The sequence below is a fragment of the Halomonas sp. LC1 genome, from assembly GCF_030247125.1.
Taxonomy (GTDB): Bacteria; Pseudomonadota; Gammaproteobacteria; order Pseudomonadales; family Halomonadaceae; genus Vreelandella.
Map to the genome: position 1 here is coordinate 152113 of NZ_JASSPG010000004.1, position 16454 is coordinate 168566.

A 16454-nucleotide genomic window follows, 5' to 3' on the forward strand; every position below is an offset into this window, starting at 1 on the left:
CCATTACTCCCCTGCTTCTAAACGATCTACTTTTTGGAAACCACGCGGCAGCTTGCTGCCCCTTCTGCCACGCTCCCCGCGATAATACGCTAGGTCATCCGCTTTGAGGGTCAGTTTGCGCTTGCCCGCATGAATGATCAGCTCGCTGCCTTCGGCCACCACGGCAATATCCCGCACGAACTCTTCCCGCCGTGCGGCGCGGGGGCCGGGGATATCAAGCATTTTGTTGCCTTTACCTTTGGCCATCTCGGGCAACTGATCCAGAGGAAACAGCAGCAAACGACCTTCATTGGACACCGAGGCTACCCAGAGCCCTTCGCCTTCAGGCACCTCGATGGGGGGCATGACGCGACAGCCTTTGGGCACGCTGAGCACGGCTTTACCCGCTTTGTTCTTGCCGGTAAGGGCTTCGAGCTGAGCCACGAACCCGTAGCCCCCGTCGCTGGCAAGCAGGAAGCGTTTGGTGGGCGGCGCGAGCATCAAACCCGCCATCTGCGCCCCCGCTGCCACGTTCACACGACCGGTCACCGGCTCGCCCTGGCCACGGGCACTGGGCAAGTTGTGTGCTGCCAAGGTGTAGGCGCGGCCGGTATCGTCCAGCAGCACCAGCGGCTGATTGGTTTTACCTCGGGCTGCTAAGCGGAAACTATCCCCCGCTTTGTAGGAGAGCCCTTCGGGGTCGATATCGTGGCCTTTGGCAGCACGAATCCAGCCTTTATCGGACAGCACTACGGTAATCGGGTCGGCCCCCAGCAGTTCCACTTCGGAGAGCGCTTTGGCTTCGCTGCGCTCCACCAACGGCGAACGGCGTTCGTCGCCGTGCTCTTTACCCGCTGCGCGGATCTCTTTCTCGATCAGCGTGGTGAGCTTGGCTTCGCTACCCAGCAGCCCCTGCAGGGTTTTACGCTCTTTTTCCAGCTCATCCTGCTCGCCGCGAATCTTCATCTCTTCCAGCTTGGCAAGATGGCGCAGACGCAGTTCAAGGATCGCTTCGGCCTGGCGCTCGGTCAGGCCAAAGGCGCTCATCAGGGCAGGCTTGGGCTCATCCTCTTCGCGGATGATGCGGATCACCTCATCGATATTCAGGTAAGCGGTCAGTAGGCCTTCTAAAATATGCAGGCGATCTTCCACTTTGCCTAAACGGTGCTCCAGGCGGCGGCGCACCGTTGCACGGCGAAACCGCAGCCACTCACCCAGCATATCGGTCAGCGGCATCACCCGTGGGCGGCCATCTAGGCCAATCACGTTCATGTTCACCCGCACGTTCTTTTCCAGATCCGTGGTGGCAAACAGGTGCGCCATCAGCGCTTCGACATCCACACGGCTCGAACGTGGCTCAATCACCAAGCGGGTCGGCTCTTCATGAGTCGATTCATCGCGCAGGTCGGCCACCATAGGCAGCTTTTTCGCCTGCATTTGCGCGGCGATCTGCTCCAATACTTTGGCACCGCTTACCTGATAGGGCACGGCGGTAATGACGATGTTGGCGTCTTCACGTACGTAGCGGGCGCGTAATTTGACCGAGCCTCGGCCAGTCTCATAGAGCTTACGCAGATCCGCTTTCGGCGTGATGATTTCTGCATCCGTCGGGAAATCCGGTGCAGGCACAAACGCCATCAAATCCGCCGTAGTGGCCTCGGGATGACGCAGCAGGTGGCAAGTGGCTTCCACCACTTCTGAGACGTTATGGGGCGGAATATCGGTCGCCATGCCCACCGCAATACCGGTGCCGCCGTTGAGCAGCACGTGGGGCAACCGCGCAGGCAGTACTACAGGCTCTTGCATGGTGCCATCAAAGTTCGGCGCCCACTCCACGGTGCCTTGGCCCAGCTCGCTGAGCAGCACTTCGGCAAATTTGGAGAGCTTGGCCTCGGTGTAGCGCATGGCCGCGAAAGATTTCGGGTCGTCGGGGCTTCCCCAGTTACCCTGGCCATCCACCAGCGGGTAGCGGTAGCTGAACGACTGCGCCATCAGCACCATGGCTTCGTAACAGGCGCTGTCTCCGTGGGGGTGAAACTTACCCAGTACGTCACCGACGGTACGCGCCGACTTTTTGTACTTGGCATTGGCATGCAGCGCCAGCTCGCGCATGGCGTAGATGATCCGCCGCTGAACGGGCTTCATGCCATCGCCAATGTTGGGTAAGGCGCGGTCTAGAATGACGTACATCGAGTAGTCGAGGTACGCTTTTTCGGTGTAATCGCGTAGGGACAGACGCTCGACGTCGCCCTCCGCTACTTGAATATCCATGGTCATCGGGGGTTATATCTCTATGTCTGCGAGGTTGCCGTAATCTTCCAGCCACTTTTTGCGATCACTTGCGCGCTTCTTGGCCAGCAGCATGTCCATCATTTCCAGAGTGCCATCGCCTTCGTCCAGCGTGAGCTGAACGAGACGGCGGGTTTCTACGGCCATGGTGGTTTCGCGCAGCTGTAGCGGGCTCATTTCACCCAGGCCCTTGAAGCGCTGGACGTTGGGCGTGCCCCGCTTTTTCGCTAACTGTTTCAAAATGGCGGCTTTCTCGCTCTCATCCAGGGCGTAATGCACCTCTTTCCCCAGATCAATCCGGTACAGCGGCGGCATGGCAACGAAGACATGCCCTGCATCGACAAGGGCGGGGAAGTGTTTGACGAACAGCGCGCAGAGCAGCGTGGCGATATGCAGACCGTCGGAGTCGGCATCCGCGAGGATGCAGATCTTGTGATAGCGCAGCTTTTCGAGGTCGGCGCTGCCCGGGTCGGCACCAATCGCCACGGCAATATCGTGGACTTCCTGGGAGCCGTAAATATCGTGGGAGTCCACTTCCCAGGTATTGAGAATCTTACCCCGCAGCGGCAGGATGGCCTGGGTGTCGCGGTTACGCGCCTGCTTGGCGCTGCCGCCGGCCGAGTCGCCCTCCACCAGAAACAGCTCGCTCAGCGCCGGATCTTGCCCCGAACAGTCCGCCAGCTTGCCGGGGAGTGCGGGGCCCGACGTCACCTTTTTCCGCGCGACCTTCTTCGACTTCTTTTGGCGCTGCTGGGCCGCGCTGATCACCAGTTCGGCAAGCTGTTCGGCCTGCTCGACGTGATGGTTCAGCCACAGCGAAAAGGCGTCTTTGACCACGCCTGAGACAAACCCAGCAATGGTGCGCGACGAGAGGCGCTCCTTGGTCTGTCCCGCAAACTGTGGATCGAGCATTTTCACCGAGAGCACGAAAGAGGCGCGCTCCCACAAATCGTCGGCAGTGAGCTTGATGCCGCGGGGCAGCAGGCTGCGGTATTCACAGAACTCCCGCAGAGCGTCTAGCAGGCCGGACCGAAAACCATTGACGTGGGTGCCACCCTGGGGCGTGGGAATGAGGTTGACGTAACTTTCGAGGAGCGCCTCGCCACCTTCCGGCAGCCACTGAATGGCCCAGTCCACGCCGTGCTCGTCGTCACTGAAGTGGCCTACAAACGGCTCCTTGGGCAGCACCTCATAGCCATCGGTGGCTTCAGCCAGATAGTCGCGCAGGCCATCGGCGTAGGCCCACTCGGTTTTGGTGCCATCCGGCTCGACCAGGGTGACCGAGAGTCCTGGGCAAAGCACCGCTTTGGCGCGCAGCAGGTGCTTCAGTTTGGATAGCGCGAGCTTCGGGCTGTCGAAGTAGCTTTCGTCGGGCCAGAAGCGTACCAGGGTGCCGGTGGCACGTTTGGCGGCTTTGCCGATTTCATGCAGCTCTTCGACCTTTTCGCCGTGCTCGAAGGCAATGGCGTGGCGGGCACCGTCGCGGGTCACTTCGACTTCCAACCGTCGAGACAGCGCATTGACCACCGAGACGCCCACGCCGTGAAGGCCACCCGAGAACCGGTAGCTCGACGAGGAGAACTTACCGCCCGCGTGAAGCTTGGTCAGGATGAGTTCGACCCCGGAGACGCCGTGTTCCGGGTGCAGGTCGATCGGCATGCCGCGGCCGTTATCCTGGACTTCGATGGCTCCGTCGTTGTGAAGCACCACGCTGATGCTCGAAGCATGACCCGCCAGCGCCTCGTCGACACTGTTGTCGATGACCTCTTGGGCGAGGTGATTGGGACGTGAGGTATCGGTATACATACCGGGACGCTTTCGCACCGGCTCGAGGCCTGAGAGAACCTCGATCGAACTCGCGCCGTACTGGGAGGCATCAAACTGGGTCATGTAACGTCGGTTCCTGAAAAAACGTACTGAACAAAAGCGTACAGGCGGCCTGGTTGGGTGCCGTACAAAGGCAGTCACTAGCCCTCTTAACGCGAAAGGCACACCGGAAGAGACCGCGCATAAAGGTACACAGGATAGCGGAAAAGCAAAAAGCTGTATATCCAGCCATATAGATCGAGCTGCCTACGCCTGCTCTGCGGCCCAAAACGCCTCGATGAGACCGCGGCTAGAGGCGTCCATTCGGCCAATGTCGCCCTCTCCATCAATGATGGCCTGGGTATCGGTGGCAATCTGCTTGCCCAGCTCGACGCCCCACTGATCAAAGGGGTTGATGTCCCATATCACTGCCTGTACAAACACCTTGTGCTCGTAGAGCGCAATCAGCGCACCGAGGGTTGCAGGCGTGAGCTTGTCCAGCAGCACGGTGGTCGAGGGCTGGTTGCCACGATAGCGCTTGTGTTCGGGACGCGGGCCATCCTCCTCCAAAGCATCGTCCCCCAGCATCAGCACGCGGGATTGGGCAAAGCAGTTGGCCAGCGCCAGACGATGCTGAGCCTTCAAGTGGCGGCGGGTGTCTGGTTCTTCCACCTCATCGTAGCGCTTCAAAGGCGCGATAAAGTCGCAGACTACCGGCTGGGTGCCTTGGTGCAACAGCTGGTAAAAGGCGTGCTGGGCGTTGGGGCCCAACTGGCCCCACAGCACCGGACAGGTGGAGTAGTTCACCGCCTGGCCCTGGCGGGTCACGGACTTGCCGTTGGACTCCATCTCGAGCTGTTCGAGGTAAGCAGCAAAGTACTCAAGCCGCCCGTCATAAGGCAGAATCGAGTGGGCACGAATATCCAAGAAGTTGACGTTCCAAATACCTGCCAACCCTAACAACACCGGCAGATTGTCCTCTAGCGGCGCCTCGCGAAAATGGCGATCCATGGCATGGGCGCCCGCCAGCAGCTCGCGGAAGTTCTCCATGCCGATCACCAGCGCAATCGGCAGGCCAATGGTGCCCCACAGCGAGTAGCGTCCGCCAACCCACTCCCAGAACATCAACTGGTGGTCCGGAGTAATTCCCCAATCGCTCATCTTGTCGGGGCTGGCCGATACACCGATGAAGTGCTGGCGCAGGATGAGCGCCTCGCTAATCGGTTTGGCATGGGGGCTGGCGTCCGGTAGGTCGGCGTGCTGGGTGAGCCGACCAATCAGCCAGTCGCGAGCGGTGTTGGCGTTGGAGAGCGTATCGATGGTGGTGAACGACTTCGACGACAACACGAATAGCGTGGTTTCGGGGTTGAACCGGCTGAGATAATCCGCCAGTTGGGAACCATCCATCGTGGAGGCAAAATGCACCTCCACCGGGTGAATATCGCTGGGGCGATAGTCCGCGAGGGCATGAGTCACCATCAGCGGCCCTAAATCCGAGCCGCCCACGCCTAAATTCACCACGTGACGAATAGGCTTGCCGGTGGCCCCCCTCCACTGGCCCGCATGTAGCCGCTGCACCAGGCGCTCCATTTGCGCCAAGCTGTCATGCACGGCCCCGACGATATCTTCGCCTTCCACGTCCAGGCTCGCATCCGCAGGTAGGCGCAAGGCGGTATGCAGCGCTGGGCGGTTCTCACTGACGTTCACCCGTTTACCGCTCAGCAGCGCCTCGATGGCCGCTGGCACGCCCGCCTCTTGGGCCAGCGCCAGCAGGTGCTCCAGCGTATCGTCGTCCCACCGCTGCTTGGAAAGATCGAGAGTGAGCCCCGCCACCTGACGCGTAAAGTTCTGCCAACGGCTGGGGTCTTCCCCAAACAGGTTCTTCAAGTGGACATGTTTAAGCGCTTGCGCATGCTGCTGTAACGTTTGCCAAGCGGGAAGCGTATCGGGAGTTGCTGTTGCTGAAGCCATGTGCCCTCTCCTGTGGCGTCGTTCCGTGAGGCAGGAATCTGAATGGATCAGGCCTGTTCTGCGCTAACAAGGGCGCGTAAACTACGCAACCTCATTAACCATCCTGGCTTGCCCATGAGTGATGCATCTTACCGCGACGCTATCTTTTCAACACCCCTAGACAAGGTGGCTAGGTTCTCCTTCGATGAACAGGTCGTCGCGTGCTTCCCCGATATGATCCGCCGCTCGGTGCCCGGCTACGGCCAAATCCTGGGTATGCTGAGCCTGATTGCCAAACGCCATCTGCGCCACGGTGCCCATGTTTATGATCTGGGCTGCTCGCTAGGCGCATCCGGACTCGCCCTGGCAGGCGCTCTACCCGCCGATGCGTTCCGCTATACCGGTATCGACCTTTCCCCGGCCATGGCGGCCCGGGCGAAGCAGACCTTTCTCGATGAGTGCCCCGAGCACGCCATGCAGGTGGAAGAAGCCGATATTCGTACCTACGAGTATGCGCCTTCGGGGATGATCATTCTCAACTTTACGCTGCAGTTTTTGCCACCGGCCGATCGTGATGCGCTGCTCAAGCGGCTTTACGACACGCTCGAGCCCGGCGGCGTGCTGATCTTGTCGGAAAAGACCGTCGATGCCGACGAGCGTGATAACGCTTGGCGGGTCGAGCGCTACCACGATTTCAAGCGTGCTAACGGCTACAGCGATATGGAGATCAGCCAAAAGCGCACTGCCCTTGAGAACGTGCTGATTCCCGATACGCTGGATGCGCTGCACGAGCGCTTGTCGCTGGCAGGCTTTCCCCGCGCCATGACCTGGTTCCAGTACCTGAACTTCACTTCGCTGATCGCCTTTAAGGAGGGTTAACGTGGCGCTACTCCCCGACGATCATCGCGTGCTGTATCAAGCGTTTTTAAACCAGGCCACTCAAGATGCCTCGCTCACGCCCTGGCTTGCCAAACTCCCCGAGCAGCTCGCCAGCGGGTTGGACCGCCAGCGCCACGGCGATCTCTCCGCCTGGGAAAAAGCCGTAGCCAAACTGCCACCGCTGCCGGAAGAGCGCCGTGTGGATTTGAACAGCGACACGTTGACGGTGGAAATAGACCTCACCGACAGCCAGCAGCGCCAGTGCTTCAACCTGCTGCGCAAGCTGGCCCCGTGGCGTAAAGGGCCGTTCAACCTGGGTGGTATCGAGATCGATACCGAGTGGCGCTCCGACTGGAAATGGCAGCGTGTCGCGCCGCATCTCGCGCCGTTGAATTACCGCAAGGTGCTGGATGTAGGCGGCGGCAGCGGTTACCACGCCTGGCGGATGGCGGGTGCAGGCGCCGCTTTCGTGTTGGTGATTGACCCTTCCCCACGCTTTTACTGGCAGTTCCAGGCGGTGCGCCACTTCGTCGGCAATGCCGATGACGGCCGCACGCAGTTTCTGCCGGTAGGTATCGAGGACGTACCGGAGAACCTAGGTTTCTTCGACACGGTGTTCTCCATGGGCGTGCTGTACCACCGCCCCTCGCCCCTTGAGCATCTGCAACAGCTAAAAGGTGCACTGGCCCCTGGCGGTGAGCTAGTGCTGGAGACGCTAGTGGTAGAAGGCGATGAGCAGACCGTATTCGTACCCGGAGAGCGCTACGCCGCCATGCCTAACGTCTACTTTTTGCCCTCCTCCAAAGCGCTGTGCCACTGGCTAGAGCGCTGCGGATTTACCAACGTGCGAGTGGTGGATGAAGCGGTGACGACACTCAATGAGCAGCGCTCCACCGAGTGGATGACCTACCAGTCGCTGGCGGACTTCCTCGACCCGGATGACCGCAGCCGCACCATAGAAGGCTACCCCGCCCCACGCCGTGCGGTGATTCTGGCGAACAAGCCGGAGTAGTGAGTGATGGCCGCCCAGCACTTTTCAATCAGCGTCTTAAAATCACCAGCCAGCGGCCCAGGTTCATCACGCTGGCCAGTGACGCCGCCACATAGGTAAAGGCACAGGCGGTGAGTACGTGGCGGGCACCGGCCATATCGGCAGGCGGCACGTACTCTTTCAACAGCGGCAACGCGCGATTAAAGCTGGCATCGAACTCCACCGGCAGCGTGACGAGATGCACCAGCGCCGCCGTGCCGAAGCTAATCACCGCCATCACGATAATCATCGCAAGCCCGCCGGGTAGACGCGTCAGCAGGAACAGAAATGGCGCGGCCATCATCAAAATCGCCCCTAGCTTTTCAGCCTTTTGGGCCACCCGTACCAAACGGCTGCGGGCCAGCAGTGGCGCATAACCTTCGTGGTGCTGAATGGCATGACCCACTTCATGGGCGGCAACGGTCACCGCCGTCAGCGAACGGCCATCGTAGTGATCGGGCATTAAGCGTACACAGCGTGCCTCGGGGTCGTAATGGTCGCCCTGCTCAGTGCGCTCTACCCGTACGCCCTCCACACCCATACGGCGCAGCAGATGTTCGGCCAATTCCGCACCGGTACCTGGGTAATCATCACGCCCTCGGGTATGGCGCTTTAATACCCATTTTGCCCATAGGTTGGGCAGCACGAAAATGGCCAGCGCCAGCACGATTAAGAGGATGAGCATCACGACACCGGAACCCGCCAAGTAAGAGAGACATCAACGCTTAGTTTTACCACGAATGGCAGGGGAACACAGCTTAGGCGGGCTCGTGACGATGGGCTTCAACGTCGCGCTGTACAGACTGCAAGCCGCGCGCTGAAATATCCCCTTGGGCGTGAGCATGCTCGGCAATCAAAATGCTGTCTGCCGCCAAGACCAGCTCACACTCGGTGTGAGCCAATTCATCGCGCAAGCGCTGGATGGCGGCTTCACGCTGTGGGTCGCTATCCACACGGCGAATGTAGATCGCTTTGATCCGATCCGGGTAGGCTTTGACGACCTCCGTGTAGACCTCGGGATCATGCTGACCGCTATCGCCAATCAAAATACACGGCATGTCGTCATACAGCGCCAGCATGCGGTCGATGAGCTCACGCTTGTGCGCTTCTGCCCGGCGCGGCCAAGGCTTACGCCATGAGATGCCCCACTCCCGCAAAAACAGAATCGGCCCAACCGGGATCCGGTTCATTTGGAAAAAGGCTTCCAACATTTCATAAATGGCCCAGGGGCCACGGGAAACGTAAAGGATCGGTCGTTCGCCCTTTTCGGTCTGTCCACGGTAAAGCGCTTGATAGAGCGACGCGACGCCAGGGAAGGCCGTCCGCCGGTGTGGCTTGCGGACGAACAGTCGATAGAGCATCTTGAGCTTTTCCGCCACGCCGGTGAACATCACCGTATCGTCGATATCGCTGATCACCAGCAGATCCGCTTCGGGAGGCGGGACGTACACCTCGACGCTCGTGCGGATGGGCGGATGGCCCTGGGCGTGTACCAGGATATCGGCACGATGCCAGGAAACGTCGACCGGCAGCGGCGTCGTGACAGGCAGGTGAGCGTCGAAGTAACCGTCTCTGTCGGTGGTCAAGCAGAGCGCGTTATTCCCAACCCGGATATCGACTTTGGCACCGGCAAGTCCGCGACGGAAGACGCGGCGCGCCACGTCTGCGGTATCGCGCAGCATGCCGCGTCTAGGAATGGCGCGGCCGAGCGCCGCTTGGCGGAACACTCGGCCCATGACGAAGATTTCCCGCTGAGAACCGTAGCCGCGATAGGGGTGTACCATCATCCCACTGCGGCCACTGTCCCGCTTCATCGGTTTTGCAACAACGTGGGCAAGCCTTTTGGCAAAGCTTGCCCACTGGTGGTACCACGCCATTAAGCGTGCTGGCCTGAGTGACGCCCTTCCTGCAGCTCTTCCAGCAGTTTGGCGTTGAAAGCATCCAGGTCTTTAGGAGTACGGCTGGTCACGAGGCCGCTATCGACCACCACTGGCTCATCCACCCAATTTACACCGGCATTACGCAGGTCTTGGGCAACGCTTGGCACGGAGGTCATTTTGCGCCCGTCGACCACGCCTGCGTTGATCAAAATCCAGGGGGCATGGCAAATGGCGGCAACCGGCTTACCCGCTTGGAAAAACGCTTTGACGAAGCTCAAGGCGTCGTCATTTAGGCGCAGCTCGTCAGGATTGAACAAGCCGCCTGGGAGTACCAGCGCGTGATAATCCGACTCGTTGACGTCGGCCAAGGCTTTGTCGGCGTCGTAAGTATCGCCCCAGTCAGTTTCGGCCCAGGCGCGAATGCCCTTACCTTCCGGCGACACGATATGCACCTCGACCCCTTCTTTCTGAAGCGCCGCGCGAGGCACGCTCAGCTCGGACTCTTCGAAACCGTCGGTGGCTAAAATAGCAACACGCTTACCGTTCAGTGCTTGATTCATCATGCTCTCCTTTTCGTGATGATTTTTCAGTGACTTGATTACGTTTACAACGCCTCTCCCAGTGTGGCGCATCTTATACAATCGTCAAGCGCAGATACCAAAATCGTCCAGTCGCTAGGCGCTTAAGCGTTGTACAACACACGCCCTAGCTGGCCCACATCGTAACCGCTAAGGGTGCTGGCTCGCTGGGCAAAACGGGGCGTACGCGCAAAGGCAAAAAGCGCCTGAACGGCGGGCTCGAAATAGCTGCGTCGATGCATGACCATATCGAAGGACTCCTCCACCAGCGGAAGGAATTCCAACTGCTGGCGCTGGGCAGCGGCCTGCATGCCAAGCCCGACATCGGCGTCACCTTGGGCGATGGCCAGGGCCAAATCGTCTTCACTGAGCGCAGGGTGCGCCGCCCATCTCAGCGCTTCGTGCGCGACGCCAGCCTGTTGCAGCAAGCAGTTCATGAGCTGCGCGGCTCCTGCGCCCGGCTGACGATGGGCCAGCACGGCTTTGCGCTTGGCAATGTCGCCCACCGATTGAATGCCCAACGGATTGCCTGGGGCCAAAAGCAGCCCCTGGCGGCGCGTGGCCCAGTGCAGCACGATCAGATCGCGCACTCCACCCAGGCCCAACGCAGCAGGTTCGTTATAGCGCCCGGAAGCCGCGTCGAGCAGATGGATCCCCGCTAGCATCGCCCTGCCTTCCAGCAAGCGTCGGACGCCGTCGCCACTGCCCTGACACAGCGAGGCCAAGTCACTCCCGCTCTCGCGCACCGCCCACTCCAGCAGCGGGTCTTGGCTGCCCGCCAATACCGGCGGAGGCGGCTGCCGCTGCGCCTGGTCGCCTTCCAAGTGGCTAAGCACCCACATATCAATATGCTGTCGAGGAAACAGCAGCTTTCCCGTCGCACGGCTGCAGGGGATATGGCCCTGACGCACCAGGTCGTACACCTTGCGCTCTTTCAAACGCAGATAGTCCGCCACCTCAGCGGTGGTCAAATAGTCGTTTGGCATCGCTCACCCTGCATTTAGCTGCGTATGGCTGCATATATTTCAGTAACCAATGCATAACATCAAGTAAACGTACACTATGCAGCCTAACGAAAACGCTTAGCTCTCACGATTCTCCCGTGGCCACCGCACTGGCGTGTGCGCGACCCGACGCTTCTACATCAGGTACTTATGTCAGCAAGTGATAACCCTTTTTATACGGCGCTCGCGCTGATTCTGGGCATGGACTCCGATTTGATCGACATCGTGGTGCTCTCTTTGCAGGTGTCGCTGGTCGCCGTGCTGATCGCCAGCGCCTTGGCGTTGCCGGTGGGAGCGGCGCTCGCCCTATGGCGTTTCCCTGGACGTAACGGACTGATCGTCGTACTCAATGCACTGATGGGGCTACCTCCGGTCGTGGCTGGGCTATGTGTCTATTTGCTGCTCTCCCGGGCAGGACCATTAGGCTCGTTTGGGCTGCTGTTCACGCCCAGCGCCATGGTGATTGCTCAAGTCATCCTGGTATTTCCCATTATCGCCGCGCTGACGCGCCAGCAGGTGGAAGCCCTGCACCATGAGTACGCCGAGCAGCTACGTTCGCTGGGGCTGACCCAGCGACGCATGATGCCCACCCTACTGTGGGATGCGCGCTTTGGCCTGCTGACGGTGATTCTAGCGGGCTTTGGCCGGGCCAGCGCCGAAGTGGGCGCGGTGATGATCGTCGGCGGCAATATCGACGGCGTGACTCGGGTGATGACCACCAGCATCGTGCTGGAGACCAGCAAGGGGGACCTTCCCCTGGCGCTCGGGTTGGGCATCGTACTGCTGACGCTGGTCACCCTCATCAATGCGCTGGCCCATGCGATCAGTGAAGCGGCCAAGAGGCGGTTAGGATGAATGCACCGCTCACCTCCTCTTTCACCTCAATGGCCAATGTGCCAGCCCTGCACTTTCAGCAGGCGAGCTTCACCCATCGTGGTCACGCCTTGTTGGCGCCCACCACCCTCACGCTGTCTGGCTGTCAGCGCACGCTGATCATGGGGCCTAACGGGGCGGGTAAAAGTCTGTTCATGCGTTTGGCTCATGGACTACTCCGCCCTAGCAGCGGCCACGTTAGCTGGGAAGGCGCACCTCCCGTCCAGGCCATGGTGTTTCAGCGGCCGGTGCTGCTGCGTCGCTCGGTCATCGATAACCTGATCTACGCCCTGGCCGTCAAACGCGTGCCTCGCCGGGAGCGCAAAGCGCTCGCCTGGCAGGCACTGGAGAAGTTCGGCTTAGCAGCTCTGGCCAAGCGCCCCGCGCGGGTGCTGTCTGGCGGCGAGCAGCAGCGGCTCACCCTGGCCCGCGCTTGGCTGTTAACCCCTGCCGTGCTGTTTTTGGATGAACCCACCTCCGCCCTTGATCCCGCCGCCATTAAGGCGGTGGAAGATGCAGTGAATGAGTTTCACCAGAGCGGGACGCGCATCGTCATGACAACCCACGACCTACATCAGGCGAAGCGGCTCGCCGACGACGTGCTGTTTATGTACGGCGGCCAGGTGCTGGAGCACACCAGCGCCGAGCGATTTTTCGACACCCCGGCCTCCTCGCAGGCCAGGGCGTTTATCCGGGGCGAACTGGTTTGGTGACCCCCACTCAGCGTTGAACAACACCCAAAGGAGCAGACCGTGAAGACAACGACCACGCTTATCACCGCCAGCGTATGCACGACCGCCTTGGCCTGGAGTGCTTCGCTACTCGCGGATGACGACTTCATTACACTCGCCTCCACGACGTCCACCGAGAACTCAGGGCTGTTCGATGCCATTATCCCCACGTTCACCGAGGCCACCGGCATCGACGTGCGCGTGGTAGCCGTCGGCACCGGGCAAGCATTTGAGATCGGCCGCCGTGGTGATGCTGACAGCCTGCTGGTACACGATACGGCAGGCGAGGAGCAGTTCGTGGCGGACGGTTACGCCACGGAGCGTTTAGACGTCATGTATAACGACTTCGTGATCGTAGGCCCCAGCGACGACCCGGCAGGCATTAGCGACAGCGAGAGCGTGGCAGACGCCTTTGCGCGTATCGCCGAGAGCGGGTCACCGTTTGCCTCACGAGGCGATGACAGCGGCACGAACCGCGCCGAACTGCGGTTGTGGGAAGATGCGGGCGTGACGCCTCAAGGCGAGTGGTACCGCGAGCTGGGCAGTGGCATGGGCCCGACCCTAAACACCGCTGCGGGTATGGACGCCTACACCTTTACCGACCGCGCCACCTGGGTCGCGTTCGATAATCCGCAAAACCTCACGCTGCTGTTCGAAGGTGACGAAGCGCTGTTTAACCAGTACGGCAGCCTGCTGCTCTCGGAAGAGCGTCATCCGCACTTGAAGCACGATTTAGCCGCCCAGTGGCACCAGTGGCTCGTCTCTGAGGAAGGCCAGCAGGCGATTGCTGACTTCGAGGTAGGCGGCCAACAGCTGTTTTTTCCTAACGCTGAGTAAGCCGATCGCCAAAGCGCCAGCCCGCGTTCGACGGGCTGGCGCTCGGCTCGGGTCACCCTTGGCTCAACTGGCGATCCACATCTTCTCGACCGAGCGAGTCGCTACCTCACCCGGCACGTCGATATAGCCGCGTACGTCAGCACGATTGGCAGAGATCGAATCCATATAGAGCGGTGCCACGGTGCTGCCCTCCTGCTGATACAGCACCTGGATATCGTGGTACATCTGACGCCGCTTGGTCTCGTCCTGCTCACCACGTGCCGCAATGATCAACTGATCGAGCTGCTCGTTGGCCCAGCGCGCTTCGTTCCACGGCGCATTCGATAAATTGACCATGGAAAGGTAGGCATCCGCCGTTGGGCGGCTCGACCAGCCAGAGGCGCAAAACTCGTGCTGACGCCACACTTCCGACCAGTAGCCATCGGCGGGGACGCGATTGACCTCCAGCGGTATTCCGGCACGCTGGGCCGACTGCTGATACAGCTCCGCCGCCGAGACCGCGCCTTCAAAGGTCGCACCGTCTGCGGTGCTTAGCCGAATGGGCCTATCCATGCCGGATTGACGCCAGTGATGGAGCGCTTTGTCCGGATCGAAGGCATGGCTGGGGAGATCAGTGGTGAAGTAAGGATTGCTGGGGAATAGCGGTGAGTCGTTGCCCACCTGACCATAGCCTTGCACCAGCAGATTCAATAGTTGCTCTCGGTCGAGGGCGTACTTCATGGCCAAACGGACGTCTTTGTTATTGAAAGGCGCGCGGTCGGCCAAGCCGGGGAACGTTACCTGGAAACTGCCCACGTTACGGTTGATGGTGAGCGATGACGCGCTCTCCAAACGGCTGACGATACTGGATGTCACCCGGTTGACGAAGTGAACCGAGCCGCTCATCAGTGCCGCTACCCGTGCGGTGGCATCGTTGAAGGCACGGGTTTCGACGCTGTCGACGAAGGCACGATCCGACTTCCAGTAGTTCTCGTTGCGCTTGACCAGAGTACGTACTCCCGGCTCAAAGCTCTCCAGCACGAACGGCCCGGTGCCAATCCCGTCATCGAAATTCGCACCGGCAGGAGTGATGGCAAAGTTCACCTCTCCCAGCAAATACGGCAAGTCCATGTTGGGCGCCGACAACGTCATGACCACTTGATGTTGGCCACGGGCGGTCAGCTCGGTGATTTGCTCCATGTAACCTTTCACGGCCGAAGGCGAATCGTCGGCACGGTGATGGTTGAGCGAGTACACCACATCGTCGGCGGTGAGGGTTTTGCCGTTATGGAAGGTCACGCCTTGTCGCAGGGTAAAGACCCACTGCGTCGCATCGGTCGTCTCCCACGATTCGGCCAACCCGGGTGCCAACGTGCCATCATCGTGGAGTTCGGTCAGGGTATTAAATAGCTGACGCCCCACATGGTACATGTACTGCTCGAAGTAGTAGGCCGGGTCCAAACGATCACTGCTAGAGGCGTTATCGATCGCCAAAATGAGATGCCCACCGCGTTGTGGGGTAGCATCCGTTTGTGCGCTCGCCCAGCGTGGCAACAGTAGTCCGCCCAAGGCGCTGGCAGATACCGATAGCGCAGCGGAGTGTTGCAGAAACTGGCGACGGGTGACGCCAGCCATGCGCCCCGCATTGGGCAAGTTCGTTCCTTTCTTCATGGGGAGATTCATCCTATGCAATCAATAACAACACGCTGCTAGCTACGTACCGCGTCGGCCAGCTTGGCAATGTGCTCAGGGCCAATACCACAGCAGCCGCCGATCATAGTGGCGCCGGCGGCCTGCCAGCGCTGGGCGAAGTCAGCATAGGCATCGGGCCCTAAGTCATCGCGCATGTCACTCACACCGGCGTTGGCGGCGATGCGGTTACTCTGGGGGACGAAACTATTGGCGTACACGCCCAAACGCAGCGTGGCCCCTTTCTCCAGCACCACGGCGTGCGCTTGGCGAAGCGCCTCTTCCATCACCTCCGCTTGGCTGCAGTTGAACAGCAGCGCTTCCCCACCGGCTTCCAGCACGGCGTTCACTGCGGCGTCGACCCCCTCACCAGAGCGCAGCACGCAGGGCAGTTCGCCATTTTCATCAGCGTCTTGCAGGGTGAACGAGAACCAGCGTGGGCGGGTATCGTCACCCAGCGCAACGGCCACGGCTCGGGCCTCCTCCGTGGCGCTCAGCGTCTCTGCCAGCCACACGTCCACGTAGGGAGCTTGACCCTCGATCAGCGTGGCCAGCAGTTCCGGGGCGCGCTGGGCATCGAAGAGCGCCGGCTGATAAGAACCGAACAGCGGCGGCAGCGATCCCGCGACGGTCACCGCGTCTCCCGCCACGCTGTCACGCGCTAGCTTTCCCGCCAGCGTCGCCAGTGCCAAGCCGCGCTCGGCAAAGCACGCCTCGCCAATGTGAAAGGGCACGACGGCATAGGCATTGGTGGTAATCACCTCGGCGCCTGCCTGAATGAACGCGCGGTGCGCTTGGGTCACGCACTCGGAGGCTTCCATTAGCGCAAGCGCCGACCACTCCGGCTGGCGAAACGGGGCACCTAAGCGTTTCAACTCACGTCCTAAGCCACCGTCTAACAGGGTTAACATCGACTCTCGCTCCTTGGTGTCTCGATTCAGCATTACCTA

Annotated in this window: 14 protein-coding genes; 5 read left to right on the plus strand and 9 right to left on the minus strand. The window is 60.5% G+C overall.

What is annotated here, in order from left to right; all coding sequences use genetic code 11:
- Positions 1-3: 3 nt before the first annotated feature.
- From parC to pgi, 3 genes are all read right to left on the minus strand, one after another.
- On the minus strand, positions 4-2256 hold the full coding sequence (parC, locus tag QIT27_RS08240; protein ID WP_285263432.1) for a DNA topoisomerase IV subunit A: 2253 nt from the start codon (positions 2254-2256) through the stop codon (positions 4-6).
- A gap of 6 nt (positions 2257-2262) precedes the next feature.
- Positions 2263-4158, minus strand: a complete 1896-nt coding sequence (gene parE / locus QIT27_RS08245) for a DNA topoisomerase IV subunit B (RefSeq protein ID WP_285263433.1) — start codon at positions 4156-4158, stop codon at positions 2263-2265.
- A 183-nt stretch (positions 4159-4341) separates the two neighbouring features.
- Complete coding sequence (gene pgi / locus QIT27_RS08250) at positions 4342-6045, minus strand: glucose-6-phosphate isomerase (protein WP_285263434.1); 1704 nt, start codon at positions 6043-6045, stop codon at positions 4342-4344.
- A gap of 114 nt (positions 6046-6159) precedes the next feature.
- On the opposite strand from pgi, the gene cmoA reads away from it, so the two are divergent.
- A complete protein-coding gene (gene cmoA / locus QIT27_RS08255) occupies positions 6160-6903 on the plus strand; it encodes a carboxy-S-adenosyl-L-methionine synthase CmoA (RefSeq protein WP_253015888.1) in 744 nt (247 codons plus the stop codon).
- A gap of 1 nt (position 6904) precedes the next feature.
- Positions 6905-7915, plus strand: coding sequence for a tRNA 5-methoxyuridine(34)/uridine 5-oxyacetic acid(34) synthase CmoB (cmoB, locus tag QIT27_RS08260; protein ID WP_285263435.1), 1011 nt, complete (start codon positions 6905-6907; stop codon positions 7913-7915).
- A 28-nt stretch (positions 7916-7943) separates the two neighbouring features.
- Here the strand turns inward: cmoB and QIT27_RS08265 are convergent, their stop codons facing one another.
- The 4 genes from QIT27_RS08265 to QIT27_RS08280 form a co-directional block, all read right to left on the minus strand.
- Positions 7944-8618 carry a zinc metallopeptidase gene (locus tag QIT27_RS08265; RefSeq protein ID WP_285263436.1) on the minus strand — a complete coding sequence of 225 codons (675 nt, stop codon included), beginning with the start codon at positions 8616-8618 and terminating at the stop codon, positions 7944-7946.
- 73 nt (positions 8619-8691) lie between these two features.
- Entirely contained in the window at positions 8692-9810 is a 1119-nt protein-coding gene (locus tag QIT27_RS08270; RefSeq protein WP_285263437.1) for an App1 family protein phosphatidate phosphatase, read from the minus strand.
- Entirely contained in the window at positions 9810-10373 is a 564-nt protein-coding gene (locus tag QIT27_RS08275) for a type 1 glutamine amidotransferase domain-containing protein (RefSeq protein WP_285263438.1), read from the minus strand. Before QIT27_RS08275 ends, QIT27_RS08270 begins: the two co-directional genes overlap by 1 nt.
- A 122-nt stretch (positions 10374-10495) precedes the next feature.
- The gene (locus tag QIT27_RS08280; RefSeq protein WP_253015880.1) at positions 10496-11377 is read right to left on the minus strand and encodes a substrate-binding domain-containing protein; all 882 of its coding nucleotides are present in this window, start codon (positions 11375-11377) and stop codon (positions 10496-10498) included.
- 168 nt (positions 11378-11545) lie between these two features.
- Between QIT27_RS08280 and QIT27_RS08285 the strand changes: the two genes are divergently transcribed.
- Genes QIT27_RS08285 through QIT27_RS08295 form a run of 3 tightly spaced genes read left to right on the plus strand, consistent with a single transcriptional unit; the run spans position 11546 to position 13836 of the window.
- Complete coding sequence (locus QIT27_RS08285) at positions 11546-12250, plus strand: ABC transporter permease (protein ID WP_285263439.1); 705 nt, start codon at positions 11546-11548, stop codon at positions 12248-12250.
- On the plus strand, positions 12247-12981 hold the full coding sequence (locus tag QIT27_RS08290) for an ATP-binding cassette domain-containing protein (protein ID WP_285263440.1): 735 nt from the start codon (positions 12247-12249) through the stop codon (positions 12979-12981). Before QIT27_RS08285 ends, QIT27_RS08290 begins: the two co-directional genes overlap by 4 nt.
- 39 nt (positions 12982-13020) lie before the next feature.
- On the plus strand, positions 13021-13836 hold the full coding sequence (locus QIT27_RS08295; protein ID WP_285263441.1) for an ABC transporter substrate-binding protein: 816 nt from the start codon (positions 13021-13023) through the stop codon (positions 13834-13836).
- 63 nt (positions 13837-13899) lie between these two features.
- On the opposite strand, the gene QIT27_RS08300 is transcribed toward QIT27_RS08295, so the two are convergent.
- Together QIT27_RS08300 and QIT27_RS08305 are read right to left on the minus strand one after the other, a co-directional pair.
- Positions 13900-15486, minus strand: a complete 1587-nt coding sequence (locus tag QIT27_RS08300) for an ABC transporter substrate-binding protein (protein WP_285263442.1) — start codon at positions 15484-15486, stop codon at positions 13900-13902.
- A 38-nt stretch (positions 15487-15524) separates the two neighbouring features.
- Positions 15525-16415 (minus strand): homocysteine S-methyltransferase family protein, encoded by an 891-nt coding sequence (locus tag QIT27_RS08305; RefSeq protein WP_285263443.1) that lies wholly within the window; start codon positions 16413-16415, stop codon positions 15525-15527.
- Positions 16416-16454 lie beyond the last annotated feature (39 nt).

Coding starts and splice junctions, on each gene's coding strand:
- parC (WP_285263432.1), bottom strand. CDS start 2,256: ATGACCATGGATATTCAAGTAGCGGAGGGCGACGTCGAGCGTCTGTCC.
- QIT27_RS08305 (WP_285263443.1), bottom strand. CDS start 16,415: ATGTTAACCCTGTTAGACGGTGGCTTAGGACGTGAGTTGAAACGCTTA.
- QIT27_RS08270 (WP_285263437.1), bottom strand. CDS start 9,810: ATGGCGTGGTACCACCAGTGGGCAAGCTTTGCCAAAAGGCTTGCCCAC.
- parE (WP_285263433.1), bottom strand. CDS start 4,158: ATGACCCAGTTTGATGCCTCCCAGTACGGCGCGAGTTCGATCGAGGTT.
- pgi (WP_285263434.1), bottom strand. CDS start 6,045: ATGGCTTCAGCAACAGCAACTCCCGATACGCTTCCCGCTTGGCAAACG.
- QIT27_RS08275 (WP_285263438.1), bottom strand. CDS start 10,373: ATGAATCAAGCACTGAACGGTAAGCGTGTTGCTATTTTAGCCACCGAC.
- cmoA (WP_253015888.1), top strand. CDS start 6,160: ATGAGTGATGCATCTTACCGCGACGCTATCTTTTCAACACCCCTAGAC.
- QIT27_RS08265 (WP_285263436.1), bottom strand. CDS start 8,618: ATGCTCATCCTCTTAATCGTGCTGGCGCTGGCCATTTTCGTGCTGCCC.
- QIT27_RS08290 (WP_285263440.1), top strand. CDS start 12,247: ATGAATGCACCGCTCACCTCCTCTTTCACCTCAATGGCCAATGTGCCA.
- QIT27_RS08300 (WP_285263442.1), bottom strand. CDS start 15,486: ATGAAGAAAGGAACGAACTTGCCCAATGCGGGGCGCATGGCTGGCGTC.
- QIT27_RS08280 (WP_253015880.1), bottom strand. CDS start 11,377: ATGCCAAACGACTATTTGACCACCGCTGAGGTGGCGGACTATCTGCGT.
- QIT27_RS08285 (WP_285263439.1), top strand. CDS start 11,546: ATGTCAGCAAGTGATAACCCTTTTTATACGGCGCTCGCGCTGATTCTG.